Source organism: Afipia birgiae 34632, assembly GCF_000308295.2.
GTDB classification, from domain to species: Bacteria; Pseudomonadota; Alphaproteobacteria; order Rhizobiales; family Xanthobacteraceae; genus Afipia; species Afipia birgiae.
In genome coordinates, this window is record NZ_HG326653.1 from 1 (window position 1) to 20,795 (window position 20,795).

At 58.9% G+C, this 20,795-nt stretch carries 20 protein-coding genes and 1 pseudogene; 6 read left to right on the forward strand and 15 right to left on the reverse strand.

All coding sequences use genetic code 11. The annotated features are described in order from the left end of the window. Window positions 1–202 precede the first annotated feature (202 nt). The 9 genes from BN32_RS13880 to BN32_RS13920 all read right to left on the reverse strand — a co-directional run bounded on the left by BN32_RS13880 (window position 203) and on the right by BN32_RS13920 (window position 8,942). Complete coding sequence (locus tag BN32_RS13880; protein WP_019199736.1) at window positions 203–643, reverse strand: DUF411 domain-containing protein; 441 nt, start codon at window positions 641–643, stop codon at window positions 203–205. A gap of 23 nt (window positions 644–666) precedes the next feature. Next, window positions 667–2,097 (reverse strand): multicopper oxidase family protein, encoded by a 1,431-nt coding sequence (locus BN32_RS13885; protein WP_040426544.1) that lies wholly within the window; start codon window positions 2,095–2,097, stop codon window positions 667–669. A 15-nt stretch (window positions 2,098–2,112) separates the two neighbouring features. Further along, window positions 2,113–2,607 (reverse strand): helix-turn-helix domain-containing protein, encoded by a 495-nt coding sequence (locus BN32_RS26825; protein WP_019199734.1) that lies wholly within the window; start codon window positions 2,605–2,607, stop codon window positions 2,113–2,115. Window positions 2,608–2,694: 87 nt separating this feature from the next. Beyond that, window positions 2,695–3,078: a copper-binding protein gene (locus BN32_RS13895; protein ID WP_019199733.1), complete on the reverse strand. Its 384-nt coding sequence runs from the start codon at window positions 3,076–3,078 to the stop codon at window positions 2,695–2,697. A gap of 125 nt (window positions 3,079–3,203) precedes the next feature. Continuing rightward, window positions 3,204–6,395 (reverse strand): efflux RND transporter permease subunit, encoded by a 3,192-nt coding sequence (locus BN32_RS13900; protein WP_019199732.1) that lies wholly within the window; start codon window positions 6,393–6,395, stop codon window positions 3,204–3,206. Beyond that, window positions 6,392–7,861 (reverse strand): efflux RND transporter periplasmic adaptor subunit, encoded by a 1,470-nt coding sequence (locus BN32_RS13905; RefSeq protein ID WP_040426547.1) that lies wholly within the window; start codon window positions 7,859–7,861, stop codon window positions 6,392–6,394. Before BN32_RS13905 ends, BN32_RS13900 begins: the two co-directional genes overlap by 4 nt. Next, window positions 7,861–8,262 (reverse strand): FixH family protein, encoded by a 402-nt coding sequence (locus BN32_RS13910; RefSeq protein ID WP_019199730.1) that lies wholly within the window; start codon window positions 8,260–8,262, stop codon window positions 7,861–7,863. Before BN32_RS13910 ends, BN32_RS13905 begins: the two co-directional genes overlap by 1 nt. Before the next feature lie 129 nt (window positions 8,263–8,391). Beyond that, complete coding sequence (locus tag BN32_RS13915; RefSeq protein WP_040426548.1) at window positions 8,392–8,640, reverse strand: hypothetical protein; 249 nt, start codon at window positions 8,638–8,640, stop codon at window positions 8,392–8,394. 26 nt (window positions 8,641–8,666) lie between these two features. Further along, window positions 8,667–8,942, reverse strand: coding sequence for a hypothetical protein (locus BN32_RS13920; RefSeq protein ID WP_019199728.1), 276 nt, complete (start codon window positions 8,940–8,942; stop codon window positions 8,667–8,669). Between the two features lie 538 nt (window positions 8,943–9,480). Here BN32_RS13920 and BN32_RS13925 point away from each other — a divergent pair. After that, on the forward strand, window positions 9,481–10,047 hold the full coding sequence (locus BN32_RS13925) for a sigma-70 family RNA polymerase sigma factor (protein ID WP_040426683.1): 567 nt from the start codon (window positions 9,481–9,483) through the stop codon (window positions 10,045–10,047). Then, window positions 10,044–10,685 carry an NrsF family protein gene (locus BN32_RS13930; protein WP_019199726.1) on the forward strand — a complete coding sequence of 214 codons (642 nt, stop codon included), beginning with the start codon at window positions 10,044–10,046 and terminating at the stop codon, window positions 10,683–10,685. The genes BN32_RS13925 and BN32_RS13930 overlap by 4 nt, the downstream gene beginning before the upstream one ends. Window positions 10,686–10,710: 25 nt before the next feature. On the opposite strand, the pseudogene BN32_RS26210 reads toward BN32_RS13930, so the two are convergent. Continuing rightward, window positions 10,711–10,815, reverse strand: a pseudogene (locus tag BN32_RS26210) (MerR family DNA-binding transcriptional regulator); the annotation flags it as partial. 105 nt (window positions 10,816–10,920) lie between these two features. Between BN32_RS26210 and BN32_RS13935 the strand changes: the two are divergent. From BN32_RS13935 to BN32_RS13940, 3 genes are all read left to right on the forward strand, one after another. Next, window positions 10,921–13,242, forward strand: a complete 2,322-nt coding sequence (locus tag BN32_RS13935; RefSeq protein ID WP_051488532.1) for a heavy metal translocating P-type ATPase — start codon at window positions 10,921–10,923, stop codon at window positions 13,240–13,242. A gap of 170 nt (window positions 13,243–13,412) precedes the next feature. After that, window positions 13,413–13,808, forward strand: coding sequence for a c-type cytochrome (locus tag BN32_RS28135; protein ID WP_347335102.1), 396 nt, complete (start codon window positions 13,413–13,415; stop codon window positions 13,806–13,808). A 208-nt stretch (window positions 13,809–14,016) separates the two neighbouring features. After that, complete coding sequence (locus BN32_RS13940; protein WP_040426687.1) at window positions 14,017–14,595, forward strand: hypothetical protein; 579 nt, start codon at window positions 14,017–14,019, stop codon at window positions 14,593–14,595. A gap of 99 nt (window positions 14,596–14,694) precedes the next feature. Here the strand turns inward: BN32_RS13940 and BN32_RS13945 are convergent, their stop codons facing one another. The 3 genes from BN32_RS13945 to BN32_RS13955 form a co-directional block, all read right to left on the reverse strand. Further along, the gene (locus tag BN32_RS13945) at window positions 14,695–14,928 is read right to left on the reverse strand and encodes a helix-turn-helix domain-containing protein (protein ID WP_019199723.1); all 234 of its coding nucleotides are present in this window, start codon (window positions 14,926–14,928) and stop codon (window positions 14,695–14,697) included. Window positions 14,929–15,142: 214 nt separating this feature from the next. Next, window positions 15,143–16,057 carry an ArdC family protein gene (locus tag BN32_RS13950; protein WP_019199722.1) on the reverse strand — a complete coding sequence of 305 codons (915 nt, stop codon included), beginning with the start codon at window positions 16,055–16,057 and terminating at the stop codon, window positions 15,143–15,145. Between the two features lie 66 nt (window positions 16,058–16,123). After that, a complete protein-coding gene (locus BN32_RS13955; protein ID WP_019199721.1) occupies window positions 16,124–16,435 on the reverse strand; it encodes a DUF736 domain-containing protein in 312 nt (103 codons plus the stop codon). Window positions 16,436–17,399: 964 nt separating this feature from the next. Between BN32_RS13955 and hutC the strand changes: the two genes are divergently transcribed. Beyond that, window positions 17,400–18,143, forward strand: a complete 744-nt coding sequence (hutC, locus tag BN32_RS13960; RefSeq protein WP_019199719.1) for a histidine utilization transcriptional repressor HutC — start codon at window positions 17,400–17,402, stop codon at window positions 18,141–18,143. An 8-nt stretch (window positions 18,144–18,151) separates the two neighbouring features. Here the strand turns inward: hutC and BN32_RS13965 are convergent, their stop codons facing one another. Beyond that, on the reverse strand, window positions 18,152–19,177 hold the full coding sequence (locus BN32_RS13965; RefSeq protein ID WP_019199718.1) for a thioesterase, FlK family: 1,026 nt from the start codon (window positions 19,175–19,177) through the stop codon (window positions 18,152–18,154). Next, window positions 19,174–20,793 carry a class I adenylate-forming enzyme family protein gene (locus BN32_RS26220; RefSeq protein ID WP_197430928.1) on the reverse strand — a complete coding sequence of 540 codons (1,620 nt, stop codon included), beginning with the start codon at window positions 20,791–20,793 and terminating at the stop codon, window positions 19,174–19,176. The genes BN32_RS13965 and BN32_RS26220 overlap by 4 nt, the downstream gene beginning before the upstream one ends. Between the last annotated feature and the right edge of the window lie 2 nt (window positions 20,794–20,795).

Sequence of the window (20,795 nt, forward strand, 5' to 3'; positions counted from 1 at the left end):
TATTAGATTAGGTGGTCCCGACATTGCTGATCGTTGGATATCCACCTCCGACTATCGCGGCACGCGGTGTTGCGCGAGCCCACGGGGCTTCCAACAACCAGCGAGGCCGCGCGAAATTCTTGACTGCGTGAGCCGCTGCTCCAAAGGAACAGGAGAGCCGTCCCGGCGCAGACGGCTCGTGCAGCACGGAAATGGACCGACATCATTCGACCGCATAGATTTTGGGTTGTGAGCTGTCTTTGAAGACCGCGTAAACCGTGAACGCTCCGCTCTTGCGTCCCGTCATCCCCGGGGAGCCCTCAGGCATGCCCGGAAGTGTAATACCGGCGATTGCCGGCCGCTCCGAAAGCATCTTCCGCACGATGCTTATCGGGACATGCCCATCTACCACGTATCCCTCGATGAACATCGTGTGGCAGCCTTGCAGATTATCAGGGACGCCTGCCTTGCGACTGATTTCACTCAGGTCGTTGGTCGCTTTGACGTCGACTATGAATCCATTTCGTCGAAGATACGCGGCGTAACCTTCGCAACAACTACATTGAGGATTTTTGTAGAGCACCGCACGCGGCGCGTCCGCCGCGCGAATCGGTGTCGCGGCTAAGATTGAGATCAAACCGACACAGAACGTGCGCCGTTGCATGGGATTCTCCTTTGCTAAACGCGCTACGCGACTCGCAGCAATGTCATCATCCCCGCGACTTGGTGATCAGTGACGTGGCAGTGGAACATCCAGTCACCAGGGTTGTCCGCGACGAAAGCCACATCGACAGTGTCGCGAGGCTCCAGAAGTACAGTATCCGCCCACTGACGGTATGGGACTGCCGCGCCATTTCGAGACAGAATACGAAAGCTGTGGCCGTGGAGATGCATCGGATGCCACCACGCGGTTTCGTTTTGCAGCCTCAGAACGTATGGTTGTCCTCGCTGCAGCGTAAGTGAAGGCGGCATGCCCTCATGTCCATCACCCGTCATCGACGTTCCGTTGATGGCCCAAGTCGCCCCGTGGGACATCCCATGCATGCCGCCCATTCCGGCCATGTTGCCACCACCCATCATGCCACCCTGCAGCTTCAGGACATGTGTTTCGGCCCGGCCGAGGTCTGGTTCGGCGAGCGGATTGCGCGGCAAGGGAACAAGTGCGTTTGGACTCTTTCTGGGCGTATACTCGTCGCCGTAGGAGAGGACCGCGACGGCATAGCTCAGACCTTGGTAGAAATCGTCGATCACTTCGTACGCCCGCCCAGGTTCACCATTCAACTCGAGAAGAACGTCGGCTCGCATTGCAGGTCCCAGCAGAACGCGACCGTTTTCCGGTTCGTGAGGTTCGCACGGTTGTCCATCCACCGCGATGATGATTGGCCTGTGCCCTTCAAAACGCAGGGCCATGATCCGAGCGAGAGCAGCGTTGATCAGGCGGAGCCGTAAGCGTTCTCCCGCTTGAACACGCTCTTTCGTGTGAAGGGCGCCATTGACGGTGACCGTGTTGCCCACCCGACCGGACATTGCAGCTTCCATTGCGTTGCCGAAGCCACCAACGAGTTGACCCTCCGACGTCAGCCGCCAATCGGAAATCACCCACGCAACGTCGCGCTCGATCCCGGGCGTTTCCGGCTCTTCGACAATCAGCGCACCGGCAAGACCTCGTCCGAGTTGTTGTAGCGTATTTGCATGGGGGTGGTACCAAAACGTGCCAGCGTCGGGCGGCGTAAATTCATAAGTGAATGTCTCGCCGGGTGCGATGGGCGCTTGAGTCAGCCCGGGCACTCCATCCATCGAAATCGGAAGCCGGATACCGTGCCAATGAACGGTCGTACCTTCGGCCAAGCGATTCTCCACCAAGATTCGCACCGGCACTCCCTGCCGGACTCGTATTTGCGGCCCGGGAATGGTCCCGTCGTACGCCCACACGTCTGTAGTAAAAGCGCGAGATCGGGTACCAAGGTCCCAAGTGGTCGGACGGACGAGTAATTTGAGAGTTCGTATATCAGGGGCGGCTTCGGCTAGCCTTGAACTGCTCGCCAGTAGAGCAAGACCTGCTCCCCTACGGAGAACATCCCGACGTGTAATCGATGGAGATGATTTCGAATACGCCATTCCCACTCACTCGTCCTAAGCTCTGAGCGCGAGATCGGTGAGTCCGCGCTCGCACTCTTTTGTCAGTTCAAGATTGGACCATACGATCTCACCATCAGAGTCGACGATAAATCCGCTCCGAAAGTCCTGAACTTCCCGCAGCGCACATGCGCGCAGGATCGCCGCTTGGTTCGTGGGATGACACTCGCTTTGAAGCAGAACGCCGCAAATGCCTTCCGGCCGATACCAGTCAACGTCATCTGAATAGACCAGAGTCACAGGACCAAACTCATCACGTTGCCTCCAAATGCGTGCAAGTTCTCTACACGCTAGTTCGGTCGTCCTTGGGATCGGGTTACGTCCGCTCTCCCAATGTTGGATGGTGCCACGGCTCACACCGAGTAATCCCGCAGCACCAAATTGCGATACTCGCAAAAGCCTGCGCCATTTCTTTAAATCCCAAGAGTCCATCACCGGCCCGTTGCGGCGGGACTGGCCGATAAAGAGGCCGGCTTTGCTATGCGTTAGCATGAGGCCTACAGGTACGCTTTGGTCCCGGCAGGCGGTGCATCTCCGTCAGGATTGGGGAGCTTGCACCACCTGGGCCGGAAGCCGCTGTTATTGCCCGGGACTGACCGATTGGACCGTGTAGTTGTTGCCCGATCCCGTCACCGTAAACCGGACCTTGTCCCCGACCTTCACCTTCGAAAGATCGACTGAAGCCGCCGTCGGAAACTCCATCTTCATTGCCGGCCAATTGACTGCGGCGATCGGAGCATGATCGAGCGTGATTTTCTTGCCAGCCGCATTAAGTGCGGTGACGGTGCCGGTGCTCGATGCGGTCTTTTGCTCAGCCTTTTGGTCAGTCTTTCCCATGCCTGGCATGCTGTTCATCGATTGCGCCTGCGCATGGCCGATCGAGCCAACAAACCCGATAAGCCCGGCAAGCAGCGCCGCGGCAACGAAAGAGCGCTGGGGTTTGAGAGAACTACGGGACAACATGGATCTCTTCTCCTGTGATTGCAGGACGAGAGACGATGACCTCACGCTGACCTCGCCTGCAATTTGGTCAGCTGAGGGATAGGTCCCTGCACGGCTCCGCGCCGTTGGGTATTCAAAACACGACTTCACTTCGCCACCTCGGGGGCTATGTGCCGAGCAGTCTGTGGGGGCCCAGAAACAGTGCTGTGATCCGGTTCTGAATGCGATGTCGGCAACCGGTAGCCTTTGATGATCGCATAGATTGCGGGGATGACCACGAGCGTCAGTATCGTGGACGAGATCATTCCACCGATCATCGGCACTGCAATCCGCTGCATAACTTCGGAGCCGGCCCCACTACTCCACAAGATCGGCACCAGACCAGCCATGATGGCAACCACGGTCATCATCTTCGGCCGAACTCTGTCCACCGCTCCCAGCATAATGGCTTGATAGAGATCGTTTCTTGTAAATGGACGTCCGGCAGCCGCGCATTCAGCTTTCAGCTCATCAAGCGCCTGTTCGAGATAGATCAGCATCACAACGCCTGTCTCGGCCGCCACGCCAGCAAGCGCTATGAAGCCGACCGCCACTGCCACGCTCATGTTGAAGCCCAGCCACCACATCAGCCAAACTCCGCCGACAAGTGAAAATGGCAACGAAAGCATCACGATGAGTGTTTCAGCAAGCTTGCGGAAGTTGAGATAGAGCAGCAGGAAGATGATGAGCAGGGTGATCGGCACGACGATTTTCAGACGAGCCTCCGCTCTCTCCATGTATTCGAACTGGCCGCTCCAGGAAACGTAATATCCGGGTGGGAATTTGACCTCCTTTGCCACGGCCTCGCGCGCATCTGCGACGTATCCGCCAAGATCGCGACCGGTGATGTCGACAAAAATGTAAACCGCAAGCTGGCCGTTTTCAGTCCGAATTGACGTGGCACCGCGCGTGAGTTTAACGCTGGCTACCTCACCGAGCGGCACGCTTCCGCCAGAGGCCAACGGAACCTGCACATCGGTCGCAATGGCCTGCGGGCTCGATCGAAGCTCGCGTGGGTAACGTACATTAACCGTGTATCGCTCGCGACCTTCGACAGTAGTCGTTACGGCCTCGCCGCCGAGCGCGGTCGATATCACGTTTTGCAGGTCCGCAACCATCAGGCCGTAGCGCCCGAGCGCGATGCGATCGGGAACCACTTCCAAGTAATAGCCCCCGATCACGCGTTCGGCGTAAGCACTTGAAGTGCCGGCCACGTTTCTAACAACGGCTTCAACCTGTCGCGCTAACCTGTCCATTTCCGCCAGGTCGGTACCGTATACCTTGATTCCGACCGGCGTGCGGATGCCGGTAGAGAGCATGTCGATCCGTGCCCGTATTGGCATGGTCCACGCATTCGATACGCCCGGAAATTGAAGCGCCTTGTCCATTTCTGCCCGCAAACTGTCGATCGTGACACCTGGCCTCCACTCCGACTTCGGCTTCAAGTTAATGATGGTCTCGAACATTTCAGTTGGGGCCGGATCGGTTGCTGTGTTTGCCCGTCCTGCTTTTCCGTAGACCGATGCAACCTCAGGGAATGCCTTGATGATCCGATCCTGCATTTGCAACAGTTCTGCAGCCTTGGTGACCGATATACCCGGTAGTGTCGTGGGCATATACATCAAGGTGCCTTCGTTCAGCGTCGGCATGAACTCGCTGCCGAGTTGACGCGCAGGCACGATCGAAATCGCTAGAGCCACCAGTGCGAGGAGGATCGTCACTCCCTTTGCTCGTAGAACGCCGCGAATGACAGGGCGATAGATCCAGATGAGAAAGCGGTTCACCGGGTTTTTATGTTCAGGAATGATCCGGCCCCGGACGAAGATCACCATTAGAGCGGGGACCAACGTGATAGAAAGGAAGGCGGCCGCGCCCATGGCGAATGTTTTAGTAAACGCCAGGGGTCCAAATAGCCGACCTTCCTGCGACTCCAGCGTAAAGATCGGGAGGAAGGAGACGGTAATCACGAGCAGGCTGAAAAACAGCGCTGGGCCTACCTCAGCGGCCGCGTCGACGAGGATTCGTATTCGAGGCTTGCCGGGCTTTGCTCGTTCGAGATGCTTGTGGGCATTTTCGATCATGACGATCGCGGCATCGATCATCGCTCCGACAGCGATGGCAATACCGCCAAGGCTCATGATGTTCGAGCCGAGGCCGATGTATTTCATTCCTGCAAACGCAATCAAGATGCCAACGGGCAGCATAAGGATGGCAACCAAGGCACTGCGCAAGTGAAGCAGAAATACGATGCACACCAGGGCGACGATAATGCTTTCCTCGATCAGGGTGGTCTTGAGAGTTTCAATCGCCGCCTTAATTAACTCCGAACGATCATAAACAGGTACGATTTCAACGCCTTTTGGGAGGCTCGAGGCAATCTCCGACAGGCGCGCCTTTACATTGTCGATAACTGTGAGGGCGTTAGCTCCAAATCGCTGAAGCGCGATACCGCTCGCGACCTCTCCGTCGCCATTGAGTTCTGTAATGCCCCGGCGCTCGTCCGGCCCCAGTTCAACGCTTGCGATATCGCGCAGCCGAAGCGGCGTGCCCGCGCTGGTCTTTAGAACAATATTTTCAATGTCCTCAATGCTTCGCAGATAGCCTCTGCCGCGCACAACAAACTCAAATTCCGATAGCTCGACTGTCCGCCCGCCGACGTCGATGTTGCTGGCGCGAATAGCGTCCCGGAGCGTTTGAAGGGAAATGCCCTGCGACCGGAGTCGTCGAGGATCGACCACAACATTGTATTGCTTGACGAACCCACCGACGCTAGCCACCTCCGCCACGCCTTCGGCCTTCGAAATGCCATAGCGGATCGTCCAGTCCTGCAGGGAACGCAGTTCGGCCAGGTTCATATCTTTGGCGAGGATGGCGTATTGATAGACCCAACCGACGCCGGTGGCGTCCGGCCCTAGACTAGGTGTTACGCCGGCCGGGAGCCTGCGCGTTGCTGCGTTCAAGTACTCCAGCACGCGACTCCTCGCCCAATAGGGGTCGGTGCCATCTTCGAAAATCACATAGACGAAGGACACGCCAAAGAACGAGAACCCCCGCACGACCTTTGACTTCGGCACGGTCAGCATGGCGGTCGTCAGCGGATAGGTCACTTGATCTTCTATGACCTGCGGCGCTTGTCCGGGGTATTCCGTGTAGACGATCACCTGAACGTCGGAGAGATCCGGAATAGCGTCCAGTGGCAGAGTGCGAATTGCATACACGCCCGCCGCTACGGCAAAGACGGTACCGACGAAAACGAGCAGCAGATTATGCGCCGACCAGGCGATCAGCCGGGCGATCATTTGGGCGCATCTCCCGAAGACAACCCGCTTAATGCCGCCTTGAGATTGCTTTCCGCATCAATCAGGAAATTGGCCGCGGTGACGACCCGCTCGGTCTCGGATACGCCCTCTCGAATCTCCGCAAATCCGTTGCCGCGGATTCCGACCTTCACCGGCCGGGGCTCAAACCGTCCTTCCCCCTTGTCGATGATAACGACTTGGCGTGTGCCACTATCGATCACCGCGCTCTCGGGCACAGCTAAGACTGCGGCGCCACCACCCGTCGTGAGCTCCATGTCTGCATACATGTCCGGTCGCAGGAGGCCGTCAGGGTTCGCGAGCTCGACACGTAGACGCGCCGTGCGTGTTTCGGTGTTGATGCGTGGATAGATACGGGAGACTTTTCCTGTGAACACACGATCGGGATAGCCACGAACCCGGACAGCGGCTGATTGTCCTTCTGCGACCAGAGCGAGTTCTCGCTCAGGGACGTCCGCCAGCGCCCAGACCACCGAGTGATCTGCAATGCGAAACAACACCTGACCGGCGGGAGCTTTCATACCGGGGACGGCGTCGCGCTCCAAAACCAGGCCATTGCTTGGAGCAGACCACGTAATCGAAAGAGGTACTTTTCTGGTGCGCTCGATTTCGGCAATCACGTCGGCCGGTACATTGAGATTTTCGAGGCGTCGACGAGACCCTTCGAAGTCAGGGGCCGCCACAAGCTGTGCGCCGGCGGCAACAATGTCCGGCGAATAAAGCTGAAGAAGTGGCTGACCCGTTCGCACCATGTCGCCAGTGGTGACATTCTCCACGCGATCGATGAAGGCATCCGAGCGAGTGGCGACAACCGCGATGCGGCGTTCATCGAGTTGAATCGTGCCGGGCACTCGGAGAGTTCGGGTCAAGACCCGCCGTTCTACCGGTTCAGAGCGCACTCCGGTGCGTTGCAGCCGCCCAGGGGAAACCTTGACAGTGGAACTGTCCTGCTCCTCCCCCTCATAAACGGGCAGATAGTCCATCCCCATGGAATCTTTTTTCGGGACGGGTGATGTGTCCGGCAATCCCATTGGATTGCGGTAATAGAGAATTCGCTTCTCCCCGGTCGCGGCAGCCGTTTGCGTCGCCGGCGGATCATCGAACGTCACGTCCTCGCTGGCGAGAACCGGCACAAATTCGCGACCATCCGCCGTTTTCTTGGGTTGCGCGGAGTAGGAAGGTTTTCCGTCGGGATCGCGGTAGTAAATCACGGAACCGGCGGGGGCACGGACAGCTTGACCCCCACCGAGCACAGCCGTTAGTTGCGAAGGCACCCATCCGGGGAAAGCCCCTTCGCTACGTCCTAATCGAAACCCGACCGCCAGGACACCGAGCATCAGGAAGGCAAAAAAGAGAATCAAAAAGATGCGTTTCAATGGCGATCTGCCCACGCTCGTGTGCCGTTTCTTAACACTTTCATAGGCATCGAGAGATGTTATCTGATCCATCAGTTCTTGGCCTTCAAAACGAGGCGGCTTTGAACGGTATCCTTCTCTCCTTGGACCTTCGCTGCGAGAGAAAGGCGCCAGCTTCCCTCCATTCCCAAGGTAGTCCGATATCGGTAAATACCGGTCTCTTCCGATGGCAGCGCCTCTAGATCAGCCATCATGGTCGGCATGCCATCCGGGGCCATATCCAGTCGGGTAGCGAAGATAACAGCGTCGCCCACAGGCTTGCCGGTCGGCTTGTGCATCAGCCGCACGGAAATAATTGTGTCCTGCGCCAGCGGCAGCGCGTCTTGAACGAGTTGAAATTCATAGTCTTGGGGCGACGCGGAAACATTCTGGGCGGATATGACCGTCGCCAGAGCAACGGTCGCGCAGAACGACACTATGTGGGATTTCATCATTGCCAGGCTAGCCTCAAGATATCTACGGGCCGCCGAGGCAGCCGAGCTCTCACAATAGGGTAGTTCGTGTAGGGCGGCGGTCCGGTTACAAGCCGCATTCAAAAAGGCTGCAGACCGGCTGCAGACGGGCTATCGTCGTCCCTTTCGGTCCTGGCGATCGGTGCTCTGCATCATCTTTTCACAGGCATCCATCATCTTGGTCATGCGGCCCATCATCGCGGACATGTCGCCGCCCATCATCATTCCGTGATCCCCAGGCGCCGCCGGTTGGGCGGGTGCCGCAGGTTGTGCCGGTCGAGCGTCTTGGGCCAGCGCCATGGACGTTACTCCGCTGCCGAGCGTGGCGAATACGAGAGAGGCGGCAAGAAGTTTTCTCATGTGAACTCTCCTTCTTTTTGAAGCGTTTATGGCTGGCTGTTGGGCTGCGAGGGCGGGCTCGAGTTATTCCCCTTGCCCATGGAACAAAGGTGCAGCGCGCACATCGCGAGACAAGGCAAGACGCCAAACAGGATCGGCAGGGCACCTGCCGCGACGAGCCAGTGCCAATTGAGCACGAGGCCCAGGACTATCAGCGCTGCGAGACCGACCCAGACGATGGGCTTTTGCCACCACAGCCGGAACGTCGAGGAACACGCGGCTCCATTGAACGCCGGACGCCTGGGCACCGGAAGTGTCGTCATGTCAGTCCTCCTGCCACTGCCAAGGTTCCCGGCAGGGCCATAACGGTGAATTCGGCGGTGCCGCAAGAGCGGTTACAGGTTCACGGATCCGTGAACTGCGGCCCGCAACTAGCGGCAGGTCCACAGATTGCTTTTTGGACCACCCTGGTAGGTGCAGCTCTTTTCACGAGGGGCTCGTTGCGAGGTTCTGCGTGGCGGCACTTGATTTGCGGCTGCGTAGGGACCGCCCTGCTGATAGGCAGAAGGCCCGACTTCGTTCGGCCAATAGCGCTTGTCGGTAATTGTTGGACCTGCTGCCGCTTGTCCCAACGACGCAGCGAGGAGGATAATTGACCCTGCAAGCGTAAGTTTCCATTTCATGACCCGGCTCCTTTTTTGAGATGCTCAATGCGTCTCAATGAAGGAGTTCGGTCCGGCACGAAAATCGGTTACAGATCACAGGCGTGGTTTCGCCTGCACCGCACTTGTTGATGCAGTCAAGCGCCGCGGCCAAAAAAAGGGCGCACCCTGTAACCGGAAGCCAGCGAGCTACGAACTCATGAACACGGAGCATGCCAAGGAGCGTGAACTTCGGGCCTTGATGATCGCGGGCCTCAACGGCGACGCCGCGGCGCATCGCGCGTTGTTGTCGGCGCTGAGCGGGCACTTACGTGCGTACTATCGAAACAAACTCGTCCGGTCGGGCCGCGGCCCTGAAGAGGCCGAAGATCTGGTTCAGGAAGCTTTGATGGCGATCCACACTCGGCGCGACACATATGATCCTGCTGAACTTCTAACGCCATGGGTGTACGCTATCGCTCGGTATAAACTAATCGATCATCTTCGTCATAGTCGGTCCAAGCAAGCGAACGTGCCGATCGAAGATGCGTTGGACGTGATGGCGGCCGACGATCGAGCGGCCACGGAGAGCAGTCTCGATCTGACAAAGTTGCTGGCGAAGCTGCCCGAAAAAGTCCGGTTGGCCATTCGTTACGTGAAGATTGAAGGTCTTAGCGTGGTCGAGGCCGCGGCTCGATGCGGAATCTCGGAGTCGGCCGTTAAGATAAACGTGCATCGCGGCCTTAAAGCATTAAGTGCCGCCATCGCTCAGGACAAAGCGAAATGAAAACCGATGAACTTATTGATGTGCTCAGCACGAATGTCGAGCGCGTCGACACCGGCAAGGTAAGCCGAAACCTTCAGCTTGCGATCGTCGGCGGCTTAATCCTTGCGTTGATCACAGGCCTGGCTGTTTTGGGCGTCCGATGTGACTTGAGAAACCCAAGCGCCTTCGGGTTTTTGGTTCTCAAGGTCGGCTTTGGCGTCGCGGTGATTCTACTCGGATCGCACTATCTGCTCAAACACGCACGGCCTGGCGGCGAGATGCGCTCGTGGATATTTGTCACCACGATCCCTTTCGTAGCGGTGATGGCTTTAGCCGGTGTAAGTTTGATCTCTGCGCCCGCCTCCCATTGGGACCATATGCTGATGGGAGACCGTTGGATCGAATGCCTGCTATCCATTCCCGTTATCGCAGTGGTACCTTTTGCAGTGATCATGTGGGCCGTTCGAATGGCGGCCCCCACGAACCTGGCAAGAACGGGAGCTCTCGCAGGCTTGGTCGCTGGCGGGATCAGCGCAGTAGCATACGCGCTTCATTGTACCGATGATTCCTTGCCTTTTGTTGCGGTGTGGTACGGAGGCACGATCGTCTTGTGCACGGTCGCTGGCGCCCTTTTAGGCCAGAAGCTACTTCGCTGGTGAGCCCGTTTTGGAAACGTGGCGGACATCCGCTCCTTCGCCGGCTTGGTTTCGGAATAAGACCGAAGGACTCATAGTAACGGATCATCTTTGCGGATACGCCGGATCGCTCGGCTGCTCGATCTATGTTCATTAAGTGCAAATCCAACACGCTCTTGACCTTGCGACGGCTGGAAGGTCGAGAACAATCTTGAGTTTTTTCGAACGGAGGATAGTCATGGCCGGCGCTACGGAACACATGCACCGCGAGCCGCGTTCGCACAAGCAAGGCGACGCCGAAACGGATCCCGTCTGCGGGATGTACATCGACCCCGGGACGTCTCAACACAGCGCGGAACACAACGGCAAGCGATATCATTTCTGTTCGAGCGGCTGCCAGAAAAAGTTCGTTGGCGATCCCCAGCGATACCTTTCCGGCAACACACGATCGAAGGAAGGTGCACCCGAAGGTACGATTTATACCTGCCCAATGCACCCGCAAATCCGTCAAGTAGGGCCCGGGGTTTGCCCAATATGCGGGATGGCGCTCGAGCCTGAGATCGTGACCGCCGAAGCCGGTCCTAATGTCGAACTGATCGACATGAGGCGCAGATTCTGGACCGGACTTGCACTCACCATTCCCGTTGTCGCGCTCGAGATGGGTGGTCACTTCCCTGATCTGCGCCGTGTCATCACTCCAGCCTTTTCCAACTGGCTGCAGCTTATCCTTGGCACTCCGGTGGTGTTGTGGGCGGGTTGGCCTTTCTTTGTCCGCGGTTGGCAATCGGTTGTCACACGCAATCTGAATATGTTCACGCTCATTGCCATCGGCGTCGGTATGGCGTGGCTCTACAGCGTTGTAGCGGTGTTTGCCCCCCACATTTTCCCTCCAGCATTTCGCGGCGCAGAAGGCACCGTGGCAGTCTATTTTGAAGCCGCCGCGGTGATCACGGTGCTTGTGCTGCTCGGGCAGGTTCTCGAGTTGCGGGCCCGGGAGCAAACCTCGGGGGCGATCCGAGCGCTGCTCGACCTCGCTCCTAAGACCGCGCGCCGGATCAGTAATGCCGGTTTGGAAGAGGAGGTGCAGCTCGATCAGGTGCATGTCGGCGATCGCCTGCGCGTTCGCCCGGGCGAAAAGGTGCCGGTCGACGGGGTGGTGTTGGAAGGCCATAGCGCCGTCGACGAGTCGATGGTTACCGGCGAGTCCATGCCAGTCACGAAGGAAGTCGGCGGCAACGTCATCGGCGGAACGATGAATCAGTCCGGTGCACTGATCATCGAAGCCAAAAAGGTCGGGCGCGATACGATGCTGTCACAGATCGTGCAGCTCGTCGCCCAGGCACAACGGAGCCGTGCTCCGATCCAGCGCATGGCCGATAAAGTCTCGGGATGGTTCGTGCCTGCCGTGATCGTGATTGCCCTGCTTGCATTCGCGGCTTGGTCCATCTGGGGACCCGCGCCGCAGTTCTCCTACGGATTGGTCGCTGCGGTTGCAGTGCTCATCATTGCGTGTCCGTGTGCTCTCGGCCTTGCCACCCCCATGTCCATTATGGTCGGTGTCGGTCGTGGAGCGCAATCAGGCGTGCTGATCAAGAACGCGGAAGCGCTAGAACACATGGAAAAGGTCGACACCCTTGTGGTTGACAAGACAGGCACTCTGACGGAAGGCAAGCCCGCAGTCACAGCTATCGTGCCGGCGCCGAACTACACGGAGGCGGAGGTGCTGCGGATTGCGGCAAGCGTAGAGCGGGCGAGCGAACATCCACTAGCCGTCGCCATCGTTCGCGCTGCCGAAGAGCGGGGCATCTCGACCGCACAGGTGACGGATTTCGACTCGCCAACCGGCAAGGGTGCGCTGGGCAAGGTCGAGGGTAAAAGCATCGCGCTTGGAAATGCCAAGTTCCTTGCTGAGCTCGGCGTGAACGTAGCAGCGCTCGCGGCTCAGGCGGAGGATCTTCGGAAAGAAGGCGCGACGGCGATCTTCATGGCTGTGGATGGCGTCGTGGCAGGAGCACTCGCCATCGCCGATCCAGTCAAATCGAGCACGCCTGAGGCGCTCAGAGGCCTCAAGGCGGAGGGGATTCGCATAGTCATGTTAACCGGCGACAATTGGACAACCGCAAAGGCCGTGGCTCGCCGGTTGGGGATCGACGATGTGGAAGCCGAGGTGCTTCCCCATCAGAAGAGCGCTGTCATTCAGCGCTATAAGGCGGCGGGGAAGGTGGTGGCGATGGCGGGGGACGGCGTGAACGATGCGCCTGCGCTCGCTGCGTCAGACGTCGGCATAGCCATGGGTACCGGGACGGACGTTGCCATGGAGAGTGCCGGCGTTACGCTCCTCAAGGGAGACCTAACGGGCATTGTTCGGGCACGCCGGCTCTCTCAAGTAGTAATGCGCAATATTCGCCAGAACCTTTTTTTCGCTTTCATCTACAATGCGCTGGGCGTGCCCGTGGCGGCAGGAGTGCTCTATCCGTTTTTCGGTATTCTCCTGTCCCCAATTATAGCCGCCGCCGCGATGGCGCTGTCTTCGGTCAGCGTCGTAGCGAATTCACTACGCCTTCGAAGAGTGCGACTCTAACGAAGGGTGACGCATGTGATGATGGCGTGAGAGGCATGTGGCATGGCTGCCATTTGGCTGTTGCTTGGCGTAGTGCTTATTCTCGCCACCGCAGCCCTCATCAAATATTTGTTTTGGCGCTGACATGATCCGTGTTGCGGGGTTGGCGGCGCTAACCGCCCTTGCTTGTGGTGGCCTTTTGGCTTTTCGTTCGGGATCGCGCAGACCACGGCGCTGGCCGGAAATTGTACGTTGAGCATTGCGCCTCCTGTCACGGCGAAACGCTACAAGGACAGCCGGACTGGCAGACACCGAAGGAAAACGGCCGATTGCCCGCGCCGCCTCACGACGCCACAGGCCACACTTGGCATCATTCCGATGCAAAATTGTTTGGCATCACCAAATACGGCATGTCTGCGGTCGTACCGGGACACGAGAGTGACATGCCCGGATTTGGTCCGATCCTTACCGACGAGCAAATTGGGGCCAATCCGGTCGACAAACCAAGGATCAGGACAACCCGAACCTGTGCACGGACTTCGAATCCGTCAACGATGATTGGGACCAGATCAGCGGACAGCCATTAAGGCCCGCGCCTCATATGATCCGCACTATGAGGCCGGACAGATGACCGCAACGACCAAATGCTGTAACGTCAAAATAGTTCTTGCCATGTGGGTGTCATCCATTGATGCACAGGTGCGAGTTATGCAAATTTCTTCTTTCTTCTGCATTTCCATTCAAGATTGATGCATTATTTTGCATAGATTTGCAGAAGTCGAAGTGAGTCCCTATGTGAATCATGATGTAACAGGGGTCGTCCAGGTGCTGTCGAACAAGCAAATCGAGGCTGGTGCCAAAGCGATTGCCGAGGACATGATGCTTCCCGGCGGCGGTCGAAAGAAGCTGGCCCGGCTTGTTAGCGACCATCTTGACTGGTTCGAGGCCGTGGAAGCCCGCGGCCTAACGTGGGGCGACATGTCCCGGCTGCTGTTTGTAGCTGGCGCCTACGGCAGTGACGGCCGCGCAATCCCGGTCGGGACGCTCTCGTCAACCGTCTGGCGCAAGCGGTTGGATGCCGCGTCGCCGGCCTCCCCGGCCTCCAGCAAAACTCGCGCGGCCGGTCGGGCCTCCCCTCGAATGGGCCAAGCGGAGCGTACCCACGTTATTCCGAGCAAGCCGACGAACCACGTCGGCGACCAGAACTCGGTAGCGCGAACCAAAAGCCAGCGCGCGTCAAAGGCAAAGCAGCGAACCGCGCAACCAGTAAAGCCGGCGTCTCGGACTGCGCCGAGCGATGAGACGACGTCGAAAGCTCAGACGCTTGCCTTCATGAAGCGGGCGGCATCTATCAGACGCGGCCGGTCCGATTGAAAGCGGACGCTCCGTCAGGCTTCGCCATTAATTCCAGTAGCCCAGCCGGTGCACGGCGGAGGCACGCATAGCCGGCAGTACCGCCAAGGCAGTGATCAGTTAGCGCGCCGTTCGATCAAAGAGGGCGGCTAGATCGATCCCAAGCGCAGATGCCAACCGGTCCAGCGATTCCAGCGTGGGATTTGCGGTTCCAACCTCGATCGCGCTAATGAGCGCCTGCCGAAGACCGGCCTCGGTCGCGAGGTCATCCTGCGACAGCGCCCGTTCGAGTCTCAGCCGCCGCAGATTGCGGGCCAGAACCCTTTTGGCCGATAGAATTTCCCGCTTCGCCATTCATCAGGATGAACCATCCTGACGACTATCTCGCCACACGCTATAGCGTTTAATAAACGGCTTGGCGTATAGAGAAATAACTGCGCGGGTTCGAGTAGTATGCGATCGCCGGAAGCCATCAGGGCGCAGCGCGGAGACCTATGCGGTCAGAGTCCTCGTCGATTCGTCGCAGACGATGGTCAGGTCGGGAATAAATTAGGCGCGTTGACGGAGCTCACCGGATACCGGTGAGCCAATCGACCGCCTTTTGGGCCAATGCAGCTGCAGTAAAGATCGCGCGCTTATCTGATTTGAGCACAGCCAGCCAGTTGCCAAGGTAGGCGGCGTGGTCGGGTCGCGGCTCGAGCGTGATGGAGAGATCGGCACAGAGGAACGCGGCACCGATTTCTGCAACCAGTTCCTCGCGCGCATAGGCGTGGTCGCCAAAGCGCTTGCCAAGATCGCGGTCGCAACGATGCGAGGGCGACGTCCAGTGAACCAGTTCGTGTAGTACTGTCGCGTAGTAGCCTTCGGCGGCACTCGCCGTAGGTGTGTCGATGAATTGCCCATAAGGCGGCATTTCGATGCGATCGGCGGACGGAATATAGCAGGCGCGGTTCCCCCTATGCACGATGGTTGCCCTGGTCGCTGCGATGAAAGCATCGGCGCGCTCGATCCGGGTGGACACGGACTCTGTGATCGCAGACGGCTGAGCCGGTGTCGCCACCGGCAGGCCATCGATCTGATCGGTGTTGAAGACAGTGTAGGCACGCAGCATGGGAATGCGCGTCACCGCCTCGTCGCCGGTCGTGAGGTCGCCATCGATCCGCTCGATGGTCTTGGCGTAGACCACGGTTGCGCCGTGCTCGCCCTTGCGGACCTGCGCACCGAGGGCTTGGGCCTGGCGGTAGGTCATCCATGTCGAGGACGTGTAGCCGTGCTCGATCGCCTCGGACCAGAGAATCAGAACATTGATGCCGCGATAGGGTGTGCCATCGTGGCGAAGCGGTCGGATTGAATCCGAGTCTTTGGACGTTGTGGTCCAGGGCTTGGTCCACGAGCGGGTGCCCTGCTCCAGATCGCGGATGATGATGTCGGTGACGCGCTGATAAATGTCGGCGCGCGGGTTCGCACTGAGATGCTTGCTCATCGGTGACGCCTTCGATGTGAGGTGACGAGGACCAGCGCGGCCGGGAACGGCCGCGCCGGATGCGGCTCAGTCGGCGCTGCGGCGCGACCAGATCAGCGAGTGCACGCCGTCTTCACCTTCGATCAGATTTGCGTAGATCGGGCTGGAGAAGCTTGGGTCATCCAGCTTCACGCTGTAGAAAATCTTGCCACCGTCTTTTTGAGCGGGCTTTTTCCAAGCGGCACCGAGCTCGACAGAGCCTGCGAGGATGCGATAGTCAGGGGCCTTGTCGCTTTCCTTCTCGGTCGAGATGAATTTTGCCTCGATGTTGAGGCTGAGCGTTCTGACTGCGCCCGCAAAGCCGTTGTCGCTCTTGGTGAATGTTCCGATGGTTGCCATGATCGTCTCTCCGTTTGCTCTCGGGCTCGCGTGATTGCGGCCTCGATGACGGTCCTTGCGCCGGGCGGCGATCGACCTGCACCGGAGGCCAGAGCGAAGCGGAGGACGGCGGATAGGACGGCTTTTTTTGTCTTGCGCGAGGAGACACGCGTAGCGTGGCGGGGAAAAAAGCCGGACGCGCCGTTGCAGGGAAACGATCGGGGCCAAAAGGCCCTTTACCGCTCGGCGACACCGTCCATCGTCAGAGGCCGAACACCTGCGCGACCACATCCTGCAAACGGACGACCGATCCCGACCATCGGTTTCACGACGGCGAATTCTTGTGGGCCGGACGTCGAGCGCTGAGACTGTCAAGCAAGCTGACCGAGCCGCAAAGGATCAAGATCACGATGACTTTGCCTCGCTGGCAATCGCGACGCGCCGCCCTGATAAACCCATGCAAAATGGACGGCCGGAATTCAGAGCCTTGCGCCTGACGAGCTTGGCCAGAGCGATGCAACTGCATCTTGATGATAGCGCACAGCGCCTGAGCTGGTGATCCGCGGCATCTTGGCCGTTGCAACGGCCCACAGTCGTTCTCGCCGTGTCGCACCGTTGTTCATAGCGACATGCGCCGATCCGCAGCGATCATGCGGACGTGAGCGCGACGACTGGCGGCGCATCCATACCCGCTACGATTGATGTACCCACACGTTCATGTCCGCCATCTATATCGCAGCCGTCCTCATCTTCTGGCTCTGATCAATGAGTCCTGAGCCTTGTCAACTATCTGCATACGATGATGGGTTGCGATAAATCTCCACTCGAACAACCCTTTTCGGCCGCGCCGCCCTACATCGGAGCACTAGATTGGAATATAGAAAGTTAGCCCTTGAAGCTTACAAGCATGCGATAATGTTCCCGTAATGATTCAACAAGAATGTCGCGTACTTTGTACTCTGCGCGAACCAAGAAGATGGTGAGAATGCCCAACAAGCCTAAGCTTGAATTGGAGCTCGACGGCGAAGGGCCGCTCTGGCAGCAGATCAGACGTGCGATCGCGCGGCCTATTCTACGCGGCACACTGCCGCCCGGGACGCGAATTCCTTCCGAAGAAGATATGATGAAGTTGACCGGCACCGCCAAAATGACGGTGCACAAGGCCATCCGCAGCCTCGCTAATGATGGCCTGGTCGAGCGAAAACCCAAGCTCGGGACCATTGTCGCGCTGCGCGCTTCAGAACGACCCGTTTTCGAAATCTGGGATGTGGCCGCGCATATCCGTCAGGCGGGGGGCATCTACACCTACAAGCCGGAATCCTTCACGACGCACGCGGCCAGTCCGGACGATGCCGCGCTGATGCAAACAGAGGTGGGAGCGCCATTGCTCACGGTGGTCTGCCTTCATTACTCCGGCGAAGTGGTGTTTCAGGTCGAGGAACGCCTGATCAACCGCGCCGCCGTATCGGTCAAGCCAACCTTGTTCCGCAAGATACCTCCGAGTCGCTGGCTGCTCGACAATATTCCGTGGACCGAGGCCGAGCACATGATCTCCGCCAATGCCGCACGGGAGAAAATCGCCAAGCTCCTTGGCATTCGGCCTGGAGCCGCCTGCCTTGTGGTCGAGCGACGAACCTGGAACGAAAACGTTCCAATCACGTATGCCCGGCTATCGCATGCAGGCGATCGCCACAAGCTGATCGGCCGTTTCAAGCCACCAAAAATCTAGCAGGCGCGTTATCGAAGACCGACGGCGAACCGATTGATCGCATCGCCACCGAGATATCGATCCAGCATGACAAACCGGTCATTGCCGAAAAAGATCTTCCCATCGATGATAGCCGCCGGAACGCCAAACAGTCCGCTGGCGACAGCCTCGTTGGTATTGCGCTCGATCTCTTCCTTCAAATTTGCATCGTTGGTGGCCGCCACAATGTCCTGAGGCGCGAGACCAACCTCTTCGCCAAGGCGGGCGAGAACATCGACGTCCGAAATATCGGCGCCTTCGCCCCAATAGGCCTGCATCACGCGCACGACGAACGCCGACGCCTTGCCTGCGCGTTCCGCATACAGGCTGGCGCGGAGGGCGCGCGAAGGACGCAAGGGAAAGTTCGGATGGTAAGCGATCCTGATACCGTACAAATCTGCCCAGTCCTGCATGTCCTGCTTGTACCAGTTCAGGAAGGCAGGATTTTCATCCAGAACACGACGGCCATCGATCCGGTCAATGAGATTGGCCAAATGCAGAGGCCGCCAGACCACCCTGACGCCATGGCGCTGCGCCAGATCCTCGATCCGCGTGGCGGCGAGATAGCTCCATGGACTATGGAAGTCGTACCAGAAACTCAGATCGCGCTTCGTGGCTGCCGTCGTCGCCGAAAGATCCGCAAAGCGATTGTTGAAGCGTGCGAGATCGACGATCGCGCGCTCATGACGCCCTTCCATGACCGTTCGCCCATCTTGCCTGGCGAGGACATCGAACACGATATGCCTGCCCCGCACCGCGATCACACGGGACGCGGCTTCGAGAGAACGGCCCTGCACCGCGGCGTCGACATGCGCCACATCCACCCGGGTGCCGACCGACATTTTCCCCTGTTCAAAATAGGGACGGATAGCCAGATGGCTCGCATGCTCGAGCAACCCAATCACAGCGGGCGTCGACACCACATTGACCCCAGGATTGCCGATCGCGGCGGCAAGATCATTGGGGCCCGGCATGATGCTGAACCGCGCCTGGGCACCGGGCGGGATAACCGTCATGACATCACGTCCATGGATTTTCCGGCGAACTGCTCCTGCAATTCTCTTTTGCGAATCTTTCCACTCGCGGTCAGCGGGAATTGCTCCACGCTGCAAAAGGTTGCCGGCACCTTGAAGCGCGCAATCCTGGCGTGACAGAACTCCGCCAGTTCGGCGGACGTCACCGGCGCATCGAGACGGATCGCCGCTACCGGAACTTCTCCGTAATAGGAGTCCTTCGCCGCGAACACCGCCACTTCGCCCACCGCGGGATGCTGGATCAGCACGTTCTCTATTTCCACGGGATAGATATTCTCCCCACCCCGGATGATCATGTCACGCAAACGACCGCCCGCCATGACAACACGGCCGCCCGTCGTCAGGAGACCGAGATCGCCGGTTTGCAGCCATCCGTCGGCATCGATGGTTGCCTCCGTTTCATCAGGCCTCTCGAAATAGCCGTGCATGACCATATCGCCACGCACTTCGATCTGCCCGACCTCGCCGTCCGGCAGCGGGGCGCGCGTATCCGGGTCGGTGACGCGAACGTCATATCCGGGCAACGGCTGGCCCGCCGTATCGAAGCGTTCGGGATCGTCGAACGCCGGGCATGAGATAATCGTGCTCGCTTCCGTTTGCCCGTAGAGCTGCACCAGATGCGGCTGGGGAAAGGCCGCCGCGCATTCCTTCAGCACGTCCGGATTGCAGTCCGCTCCGCCGCACGTTCCCGTCCGCAGGGAAGAAATATCGTAACGAGAGCGGGCCGGATGCTGCAACATGGCAAGGTACGACGTCGGAACGCCGGACATCGCGGTGCATTGCTCCGCCTCGATGAGGCGGAGCATCGCTTCCGCGTCGAACGCGGAGACACCTATATACGCCGCTCCACGCTGCAACGCTCCGAGGATACACATAATGCATCCGGCGCAATGAAAGAGCGGGATGATCGAGGTCCAGCGATCTCCCTGTCGAATACCGAGGCGTCCGCTGGTCTCCCAGGCGTTGCGCATCATGCCTGCATGCGTCAGTAACGCGCCCTTCGGAAACCCGGTGGTGCCAGAGGTGTATTGAAGTGAGGCGATCGCTAGGGATTCGACGTCGGGCAGAATTGTCGTGGATGCCTTTCCGGCCGCGAGCAGATCGTCGAAGGAGTGCTCCGGCCCGCTACCGTCCAGCACGATTATCTCGCGCAGCAGAGGCAGCTCGTCGCGAAGCTTGCGAACCATCTCTAGGTAGGCATTCGACCTGAATCGCTCGGAAAGAATGATCACTTCGGAACGCGACTGCACCAGCGCATAGCGCAGATCGTCGATCCGATAATGTGTATTCAGAGGAACGAAAGTTGCACCAGCGAGCGCAATACCGACCTGCGCGACCGGCCATTCGACGCGGCTTTCCGCAAGCAGCGCGACGTGAGAGCCGGGCCGCACGCCCAGATCGACGAGACCGCGAGCGACGGCGGTTGACTGCTCATACCATCCGGCAAAAGTCAACCGGCCACCGCTTTCCGGAAAGGCCAAAGCCTCGGATTCGCCGATCGCCTCGGCCTGCGCGCGAAGCGCAGCACCGGGCGTCGGGAAGAACCCTGTCGAGAAGAGCGGCGCGCGGCCGCTCTCCATTGTTGAGTGAACCGACATTG

Bases quoted from the DNA above. Each gene is read 5' to 3' on its own strand.
- BN32_RS13950 (WP_019199722.1), bottom strand. From the start codon at position 16,057: ATGAGCAAGCATCTCAGTGCGAACCCGCGCGCCGACATTTATCAGCGC.
- hutC (WP_019199719.1), top strand. From the start codon at position 17,400: ATGCCCAACAAGCCTAAGCTTGAATTGGAGCTCGACGGCGAAGGGCCG.
- BN32_RS13955 (WP_019199721.1), bottom strand. From the start codon at position 16,435: ATGGCAACCATCGGAACATTCACCAAGAGCGACAACGGCTTTGCGGGC.
- BN32_RS13905 (WP_040426547.1), bottom strand. From the start codon at position 7,861: ATGGATCAGATAACATCTCTCGATGCCTATGAAAGTGTTAAGAAACGG.
- BN32_RS13895 (WP_019199733.1), bottom strand. From the start codon at position 3,078: ATGTTGTCCCGTAGTTCTCTCAAACCCCAGCGCTCTTTCGTTGCCGCG.
- BN32_RS13925 (WP_040426683.1), top strand. From the start codon at position 9,481: ATGAACACGGAGCATGCCAAGGAGCGTGAACTTCGGGCCTTGATGATC.
- BN32_RS13920 (WP_019199728.1), bottom strand. From the start codon at position 8,942: ATGACGACACTTCCGGTGCCCAGGCGTCCGGCGTTCAATGGAGCCGCG.
- BN32_RS13935 (WP_051488532.1), top strand. From the start codon at position 10,921: ATGCACCGCGAGCCGCGTTCGCACAAGCAAGGCGACGCCGAAACGGAT.
- BN32_RS13945 (WP_019199723.1), bottom strand. From the start codon at position 14,928: ATGGCGAAGCGGGAAATTCTATCGGCCAAAAGGGTTCTGGCCCGCAAT.
- BN32_RS13965 (WP_019199718.1), bottom strand. From the start codon at position 19,177: ATGACGGTTATCCCGCCCGGTGCCCAGGCGCGGTTCAGCATCATGCCG.
- BN32_RS26220 (WP_197430928.1), bottom strand. From the start codon at position 20,793: ATGTCGGTTCACTCAACAATGGAGAGCGGCCGCGCGCCGCTCTTCTCG.
- BN32_RS13885 (WP_040426544.1), bottom strand. From the start codon at position 2,097: ATGGCGTATTCGAAATCATCTCCATCGATTACACGTCGGGATGTTCTC.
- BN32_RS13880 (WP_019199736.1), bottom strand. From the start codon at position 643: ATGCAACGGCGCACGTTCTGTGTCGGTTTGATCTCAATCTTAGCCGCG.
- BN32_RS13930 (WP_019199726.1), top strand. From the start codon at position 10,044: ATGAAAACCGATGAACTTATTGATGTGCTCAGCACGAATGTCGAGCGC.
- BN32_RS13900 (WP_019199732.1), bottom strand. From the start codon at position 6,395: ATGATCGCCCGGCTGATCGCCTGGTCGGCGCATAATCTGCTGCTCGTT.
- BN32_RS13910 (WP_019199730.1), bottom strand. From the start codon at position 8,262: ATGATGAAATCCCACATAGTGTCGTTCTGCGCGACCGTTGCTCTGGCG.
- BN32_RS26825 (WP_019199734.1), bottom strand. From the start codon at position 2,607: ATGCTAACGCATAGCAAAGCCGGCCTCTTTATCGGCCAGTCCCGCCGC.
- BN32_RS13915 (WP_040426548.1), bottom strand. From the start codon at position 8,640: ATGAGAAAACTTCTTGCCGCCTCTCTCGTATTCGCCACGCTCGGCAGC.